At 65.3% G+C, this 7,222-nt stretch carries 7 protein-coding genes; 1 reads left to right on the forward strand and 6 read right to left on the reverse strand.

The window, feature by feature from the left end:
* Positions 1–9: 9 nt before the first annotated feature.
* Together ILT44_RS25310 and ILT44_RS25315 are read right to left on the reverse strand one after the other, a co-directional pair.
* Positions 10–1,347 (reverse strand): MATE family efflux transporter, encoded by a 1,338-nt coding sequence (locus ILT44_RS25310; protein ID WP_204242384.1) that lies wholly within the window; start codon positions 1,345–1,347, stop codon positions 10–12.
* An 18-nt stretch (positions 1,348–1,365) separates the two neighbouring features.
* Positions 1,366–1,626, reverse strand: coding sequence for a DUF6460 domain-containing protein (locus tag ILT44_RS25315; protein ID WP_204242385.1), 261 nt, complete (start codon positions 1,624–1,626; stop codon positions 1,366–1,368).
* 111 nt (positions 1,627–1,737) lie between these two features.
* Between ILT44_RS25315 and ILT44_RS25320 the strand changes: the two genes are divergently transcribed.
* Positions 1,738–2,679, forward strand: a complete 942-nt coding sequence (locus ILT44_RS25320; RefSeq protein ID WP_239468529.1) for an alpha/beta hydrolase — start codon at positions 1,738–1,740, stop codon at positions 2,677–2,679.
* Here the strand turns inward: ILT44_RS25320 and ILT44_RS25325 are convergent.
* From ILT44_RS25325 to ILT44_RS25340, 4 genes are all read right to left on the reverse strand, one after another.
* On the reverse strand, positions 2,676–3,347 hold the full coding sequence (locus tag ILT44_RS25325) for a response regulator (protein ID WP_307826661.1): 672 nt from the start codon (positions 3,345–3,347) through the stop codon (positions 2,676–2,678). The genes ILT44_RS25320 and ILT44_RS25325 overlap by 4 nt on opposite strands.
* Before the next feature lie 241 nt (positions 3,348–3,588).
* Complete coding sequence (locus ILT44_RS25330) at positions 3,589–4,041, reverse strand: secondary thiamine-phosphate synthase enzyme YjbQ (protein WP_204242387.1); 453 nt, start codon at positions 4,039–4,041, stop codon at positions 3,589–3,591.
* Positions 4,042–4,043: 2 nt separating this feature from the next.
* Positions 4,044–5,924, reverse strand: a complete 1,881-nt coding sequence (locus tag ILT44_RS25335; RefSeq protein WP_204242388.1) for a cisplatin damage response ATP-dependent DNA ligase — start codon at positions 5,922–5,924, stop codon at positions 4,044–4,046.
* Positions 5,921–6,976, reverse strand: coding sequence for a ligase-associated DNA damage response exonuclease (locus ILT44_RS25340; RefSeq protein ID WP_204242389.1), 1,056 nt, complete (start codon positions 6,974–6,976; stop codon positions 5,921–5,923). The genes ILT44_RS25335 and ILT44_RS25340 overlap by 4 nt, the downstream gene beginning before the upstream one ends.
* Positions 6,977–7,222 lie beyond the last annotated feature (246 nt).

Genomic DNA, 7,222 nt, shown 5'->3' on the forward strand with positions numbered 1-7,222 from the left:
GCTCTGTTCCTATGCAAGGCTGGCGAAGGTCTTCCGCGCCAGTCTCGGATAGAGAATGAACTGCCCGATCCCTCTCGCGCTCAGGAAGGCGAGCAGCGCCATCCACAGCGCCGTGTTGCCGAGGCTGCCGACGGTCATGAGAATGCCTGCATAGATGGCAAAGGAGAGCACCATCAGGTCGCGCATGGACCGGGTCCAGGTCGCGCCGGTATAGATGCCGTCGAAGGCGAAGGCCGCGGCGCCGACGAGGGGCGTCAGGGCTGCGAAGACGAGATAATCCCGCGCGTAAGCCCTCACCTCCGGATTGGTCGACACAAAATCGATGAACGGCCCGCCGCCGATCAGGAAGAGGCCTGAGACTGCCAGTCCGAACCCGAGGCTCCATCCCAGGCTCAAGTGAATGGCGCGGCGGAAGCCGCGCTCGTCGCGAGCGCCGATGCTCTGGCCGCACAGGGTCTCGGCGGCGGTGGCGAAGCCATCCAGGAAATAGCCGCCGATCAGGAACATGTTGTAGAGCACCGCATTCGCGGCGAGCGTCACATCGCCGGATCGTGCCCCCAATGCGCTGAAGATCGCGAAGGCGAGGATCAGGGCCACGTTGCGGATCATGATGTCCCGGTTCATGGCGAGATTCTGCATCATGGCTGCCCGGTTCAGAACCTCCGCCCATGTGACGGCAAACGGATTCGAGCCGAGACGACGCAGGACCACGATGCCCAGGCCTGCGCCCAGCACTTCGGCCAGCGCCGTGCCGATGGCCGCACCCGCGGTGCCGAGGCCGAAGTAAAGAACCAAGCCCATGGTCAGCACGATATTGGCCACGTTGATCGCCACCTGCAGCAGCAGGCCGAGATCCGTGCGCCCGCGTCCCAAGGTGGAGCCGAGGATCACGTAATTCGCCAGGGTGAAGGGAGCGGCCCAGATGCGGATGAAGAAGTAGGTCGAGAGCGCCTCCGTCACCGCCTCGCTCGCGCCCGCCATGGAAAACGAGACAGCCGCAATCGGCCATTGCAGCAGGATCAACAGGAGGCCCGTGGCCGCTGCCACCAGAAACGCACGGGCGAGAGTCAGGTCGACCTCATGCCGGTTGCCGGCGCCTGTCGCTTGCGCCGTCAGGCCGGCTGTCGCCATGCGGAGCGACCCGAAGCTCCAGAACACGAAGTCGAAGATCACCGCACCCAGGGCCACGGCACCGAGGAGATGGGCCTCACCAAGCCGCCCGATCACCGTCGCGTCGACGAGCCCCAGCAGGGGCGTCGTCACATGCGACAGGGTCATCGGCAGGGCGAGTGCCAGGATGCGCCAATGGGAGATGTCTAGCCGCTGAGCTACGGTTGAGCCGTCCATGATGATCCTTGAGATGCCTCAGCGCCGGCTGAAAAGGCGGGAAATGAGCCAGAGAGGAATGACGATGACGGCTCCGTAAAGGACCCATCGACCCACTTGTAATACCGTCTCAAGGCTGAGATCCAGGACCGAACTGATCCAGCTGAACAACCTTTCGATCAACGTGAAGGGTGTGATGTCATAAAAGGCCAGGAAGGCGCCGACGAGGAGCGACAGGAAGATCAGCTTCACCAGCACGGAGCCGGGGGAGCCGCCGAGAAAACGGTTCAGGTTGGACATGCTGCTCATCTCGTCGGAAAGCGTCACTGGAAGAAAGCGTAATGGACCTCAGGTCTCGCGTGTGCTTCATCGCAGGGGCCGGCGATGAACGCAACCCAACCTGAGTTTCGCATGATCGACTCCACCCTCTTCGATCCCTCCGCCATCAGCGAGGAGATCCGCGCCCAGAATGCCGAGATTGTGGCCAAGCTCTCGAAGCTCGGACGCTACTGGGAGGCGCCTCCCGCCCTGATCAGGGAGAACCGCCGCAAGGGAATCGGTCCGTTTCCGCTCATGCCCCTGAGCCGCAAGGCTGAGACTATCGCCATCGACGGGCCGGGCGGGCCGCTCCCCTTGCGGATCATCGTCCCGGAAAACCCTCGCGGAGCCTATCTCCACATTCATGGCGGCGGCTGGACCATCGGCACCGCCGACGAGCAGGATCCCTGGCTCGACCGCCTGGCCGACAGGTGCGGCCTTGCGGTGGTGTCGGTGGAATACAGGCTTGCCCCCGAGCATCCGTTTCCGGCCGGTCCTGACGATTGCGAGGCGGCCGCCCTCTGGCTGATCCGTGAGGCGGAAGGCCGCTTCGGCACCTCGCGCCTGTTCATCGGCGGTGAGTCAGCCGGCGCCCATCTCTCGGCCCTGACCCTGCTGCGCCTGCGTGACAGGTATGGCCTCAATCCCTTCAGGGGAGCAAACCTCTTCGCCGGCTGCTACGACGTCAGGCTGACCCCGAGCGCCGCCAATTGGGGCGACGAGCCGCTCATCCTGAACACGCCCGGGGTCATGATTTTCGCCGACAATTTCTGCGGTCCGAACCTCGACCGGCGGGATCCGGCCGTTTCGCCGCTTTACGCCGATCTGAACGGCCTGCCGCCTGCGCTCTTCTCCGTGGGAACCCGGGATCTGCTGCTCGACGACACGCTCTTCATGGCCTCCCGCTGGGTGGCCGCCGGCAACAAGGCGGATCTTGCGGTCTGGCCGGGCGGGTCACACGTGTTCATCCGCTTTGGCAGCGCGCTCGCTGAGCAGGCGCTGTCGCGGATCGATGCCTTTATCGAGGAGCTTTAATCGGCGCCGGCCGGGGAGGGGCGCTGGGTCACGCCGATCTTCGAGGCGGCGATGACGGCTTGCGTGCGGCTGTCCACCCCGAGCTTGTCGAGGATCGCCGACACGTGGGCTTTCACGGTCGCTTCCGAGACCCCGAGCTCGTAGGCGATCTGCTTGTTGAGCAGGCCCTCGGAGAGCATGGTCAGCACGCGCACCTGCTGAGGGGTGAGGGTGCCCAGCCGGCGCACGAGATCGGCGGTCTCCGCGTCTTCGGCTGCGGAGAGGTCCACGTCCGGCGGGGTCCAGGTGTCGCCGGCGAGCACTGCCTGGATGGCGCCGCCGATGCTGTCGATGTCGATGGATTTCGGGATGAAGCCGGAGGCGCCGAAATCCATGGCCCGGCGGATCACGGTCGGCTCTTCCGTTGCGGACACGATCACCACCGGAAGCTCGGGATACTGAGCCCTGAGCGACATCAGGCCGGAAAAGCCCTGGACGCCGGGCATGGTCAGGTCAAGCAGGATCAGGTCGACATCGCGTTCCTGGGAGAGGAGGGCATTCAGGTCATCCATGCCGCTTGCTTCCATCACGCGGGCCTGCGGCATCATGGAGGAAACGGCCTGCCTCAAGGCGCCACGAAACAGCGGATGGTCATCGGCAATGATGATCGTGGTGGATTGACTTTGCACGTGTGCCTACTCCCACGAGACGCTTGCCTTGTGCCTTAGCCGCATCCTTGAGGGAATGGCAAGGCGGCAAACGCTGTTCTTGACTATTCTAAAGCATCGGACCCAAAAGTGGGCACCACTTTTGGGATTAATCCGATGCTCATTTTCTTAGGCTGCGCATCGTCTTAGCGGAAAACCGGGCCCACTTTTCCGCACGATGCGCTAAGGGAAACTACGGAGCCGTCCCATCCAATCATGTGGATTACGCCCCGATCAGATGCACGATCAGGTCGCGGGTGTGCGGCCGATCCCGATGCTCGGCCAGATAGACCCCCTGCCAAGTGCCTAGGACCATCTGGCCGTCCACCACGGGAATGCTCAAGGAGACGCCGGACAGCATGGTCCTGATATGGGCGGGCATGTCGTCCGGGCCTTCCGTGGAGTGGACATAGCCTGCCTCGCGGGGCGCCAGACGGTCGAGCGCGGTCAGCAGGTCCTGGCGCACCTCCGGATCGGCGTTCTCCTGGATGAGCAGCGAGGCCGAGGTGTGGCGGCAGAAGATCGTCAGGAGTCCGTTCAGGACCCCCGTCCCGAACACCCAGCGCGACAGGGCCTCCGTGATCTCGATGAAGCCGGGACCTTCGGTCTCCACCACGAGCCGGCCGTTCACCTGCTGCGTCACGCTAGCCTCGGAGAGGGTTTCCACATCGAGCATCGTCAGGCCTCCTTCCTTTTTGCTCGCCCAGCCTTCAGCGGATGAACCTCCTGTTCGCCGCGTTCGAGAATCTTTTCGAGGGTCTCGATCCGGTCGGCTTCCGCTGCGGGCTTGTCCCAGCGGATCCGGTTGATGCGGGGAAAGCGCATGGCGACGCCGGATTTATGCCGGGTCGAGCGCTGAAGGCCCTCGAACGCCACCTCCAGCACGAGCCCCTTATCCTTGCCGTATTCCACCTCCCGCACCGGGCCGAAGCGCTTGACCGTGTGGTTGCGAACATAGCGGTCGAGCTTCACCAGCTCCTCGTCGGTAAAGCCGTGATAGGCCTTCCCCACCGGCACCAGCTCCTCGCCGCTTAGGCCCTCGCGCCAGACGCCGAAGGTGTAGTCGGAATAGAAGGACGAGCGTTTTCCATGGCCGCGCTGACCGTACATCATCACCGCGTCCACGAGGTAGGGATCGCGCTTCCACTTGTACCAATAGCCCTTGGGACGCCCTGGCAGATAGGGGCTGCTCGCCCGCTTGATCATGCAGCCCTCGATGGCGTCCGCGTCGAGCCCAGCCCCGACCGAGGCGGGATCGGAGCGGGCGGCCGCCAAGTCCTCCCAGGAGGAGAAGGGCACCATGGGCGAGAGGTCGATGCGCGGATCGTCGAGCTTGGCGACCAGGGCTTCCAGGCGCTTGCGCCGTTCGGCGAAGGGCAGGGGGCGCAGGTCCTCCTCGCCCTCGAACAGGATGTCGTAGACCCTTAAGTGAGCGGGAAACTCGGCGATCAGCTTCGGGGTCACGGCCTTCCGGTTCAGGCGCTGCTGCAGCACGTTGAAGGTCTGAACCCGGCCCTCGCGCACGATCAGCAATTCGCCGTCGATGGCGCCCTCGAAATCGAGCGCTTCCACGAGGTCGGGGAAGGCGCGGGAAACGTCCTCGCCGGTGCGGGAATAGATGCGCCGCACCGGGCGCCCGTCGCTGCCATGGCCGGAGGCCGCCTGCAGGCGGATGCCGTCCCATTTCCACTCGGCCAGAAACTCGGAAGCCTCGAGCTTCCCGAAATCCTCGTCCTCCAGCGGATGCGAGAGCATGGACGGACGAAAGGGTGCGGGGTTGCCGGATTCGGGCCTCTCGCCCTTTCCTTCGACCCAGGCGAAAAGATCCTCGTAAGGCGCCTCCAGTCCGTGCCAGACCAGCTCGACCTCGTCCGGCTCGATCCCTCCGAGCTGGGCGACCGCGGTCTTGGCGAGCCGCGCCGAGACGCCGACCCGCAGCTCCCGGGTGATCAGCTTGATCAGCGCCCAGCGTCCCGTCTCGTCGAGAGCATTCATCCATTCAGCAACACGGGCCGGCAGGTCGCTTTTGCTCGTGGTCGCGAGCGTCTCGATGACCTCAGTCAGCGTCGGCACGTGCGGCGGCGGGTTGTTGTGGCCGGGGCCGATCTCTCCTCCCCCTTGCGGGGAGGAGTTGGAGGTGGGGGTGGAATGACCGGGTGAGAGGGCGCCCTTTGAAGTGATTGCAGAGCCGCCGGTGGAGACATCGGCTCCCGACTGTTCCGGCTTTCCAACCCCCACCCCTGCCCCTCCCCGCAAGGGGGAGGGAGACGCCACGCTCTCATGCCCCGGAGCGGGCCAGATGAGCGCCACGGTCTCGGCCAGATCGCCGACATAGTGATAGGACATCCGGAACAGCTCCGGATCCGTCCGTTCCTCGACGAGGCCGCGGATCAGGCCGGGCTTGGCCTCCTTGAACATCAGCGCCCCGGTCATGGCGGCGAGCGCATAGCCGCGGTCCGGGTCCGGGGTATGGCGGAAATAATCCACGAGCAGCCGCAGCTTGGCGTTGCGGCGCGGTTCGTAGCCGAGGCGGTCGAGGAGGGCGGCGAAGCGGTTCATGTGGCGCCTCCCGCGTCTTCCTTGGCTGCGTGTGCCTCCTCCGCCTCACCTTCGTCGCCATAGCCCAGCATGTGGAGGGGCCGCGCCTTGATGCCGTGGGTGGTGCACCAATGGACGAGCGCGTCCTCCTGCCCGTGCGTGACCCAGACCTCGCCGGCGCCGGTTTCTTTGATCGTGCGGCAGAGGTCGTCCCAGTCGGAATGGTCGGAGATCACGAGGGGCAGCTCGACGCCCTTCTGACGGGCCCGCGCCCTGACCCGCATCCAGCCCGAGGCAAAGCATGTGACCGGATCCGGAAAGCGCCGGGACCAGAGGTCCTGGATCGAGGAGGGCGGGCAGATCACGATGGCGCCGGCGAGCTTCGAGCGCTCGGCGGCCACAACCTTCGGCGTCTCGCCGAGCGGAATGCCTTCCGACTTGTAGAGCTCGGTCAGGCGCTCCATGGCGCCATGGAGATGGATCGGCCGGTCATAGCCTTCCTCGCGCAGGAGCGCCATGACACGCTGCGCCTTGCCGAGCGCATAGGCGCCGACGATATGGGCGCGTTCGGGAAACAGGGCGACGGAATCGATGAGCTTGCGCACCTCGGCCCGCGTGTCGGGGTGGCGGAACACCGGCAGGCCGAACGTCGCCTCGGTGATGAAGACGTCGCAGGGCACGACCTCGTAGGGCAGGCAGGTCGGGTCCTCGGCGCGCTTGTAGTCGCCCGACACCACGACACGGGTGCCGCCGGCCTCGATGGCGATCTGCGCTGAGCCCAGCACATGGCCGGCCGGCGTAAAGCGCACGGTCACGTCGCCGAGGCGGATGCTCTCGCCCAAGGCGGCTTCCTGGGTCGAACCGGCAAAGTCCTCGCCGTAGCGCACGCCCATGATCCGCAGGGTCTCCCGCGTCGCCATGACGGAGCGGTGGCCGGAGCGGGCATGGTCCGAGTGGCCATGGGTGATCAGCGCCCGCTTCACGGGGCGGACCGGGTCGATGTGGAAGTCGCCGAGGGGGCAGTAGAGCCCTTGCGGGGTCTGGGTGAGGATATCGGTGGAACGCAGCGCCATGGGATGGATATAGGGTTCGGCCGGGTGATGTCAGATTGGAATAGTGCTGTGCTCGATGAAGTTCCCGATCGTCATTCCAGACGGCGTCAGCCGATCTGGGATCGTCAGCCAGGGTGGGGCTCACGAAACTCGACACTGTCATCCCCGCGCAGGCGGGGATCCATAGCCGCGACCGTCATCGAGAACCCGCGACGGCTGCCTCGCCTTGTTCTGCGCCGTCACCGGTTATGGATCCCGGGCTCCACT

This window comes from Microvirga arvi (assembly GCF_016892765.1).
Lineage (GTDB): Bacteria > Pseudomonadota > Alphaproteobacteria > Rhizobiales > Beijerinckiaceae > Microvirga > Microvirga arvi.

Bases quoted from the DNA above. Each gene is read 5' to 3' on its own strand.
- ILT44_RS25310 (WP_204242384.1), bottom strand. From the start codon at position 1,347: ATGGACGGCTCAACCGTAGCTCAGCGGCTAGACATCTCCCATTGGCGC.
- ILT44_RS25315 (WP_204242385.1), bottom strand. From the start codon at position 1,626: ATGTCCAACCTGAACCGTTTTCTCGGCGGCTCCCCCGGCTCCGTGCTG.
- ILT44_RS25320 (WP_239468529.1), top strand. From the start codon at position 1,738: ATGATCGACTCCACCCTCTTCGATCCCTCCGCCATCAGCGAGGAGATC.
- ILT44_RS25330 (WP_204242387.1), bottom strand. From the start codon at position 4,041: ATGCTCGATGTGGAAACCCTCTCCGAGGCTAGCGTGACGCAGCAGGTG.
- ILT44_RS25335 (WP_204242388.1), bottom strand. From the start codon at position 5,924: ATGAACCGCTTCGCCGCCCTCCTCGACCGCCTCGGCTACGAACCGCGC.
- ILT44_RS25340 (WP_204242389.1), bottom strand. From the start codon at position 6,976: ATGGCGCTGCGTTCCACCGATATCCTCACCCAGACCCCGCAAGGGCTC.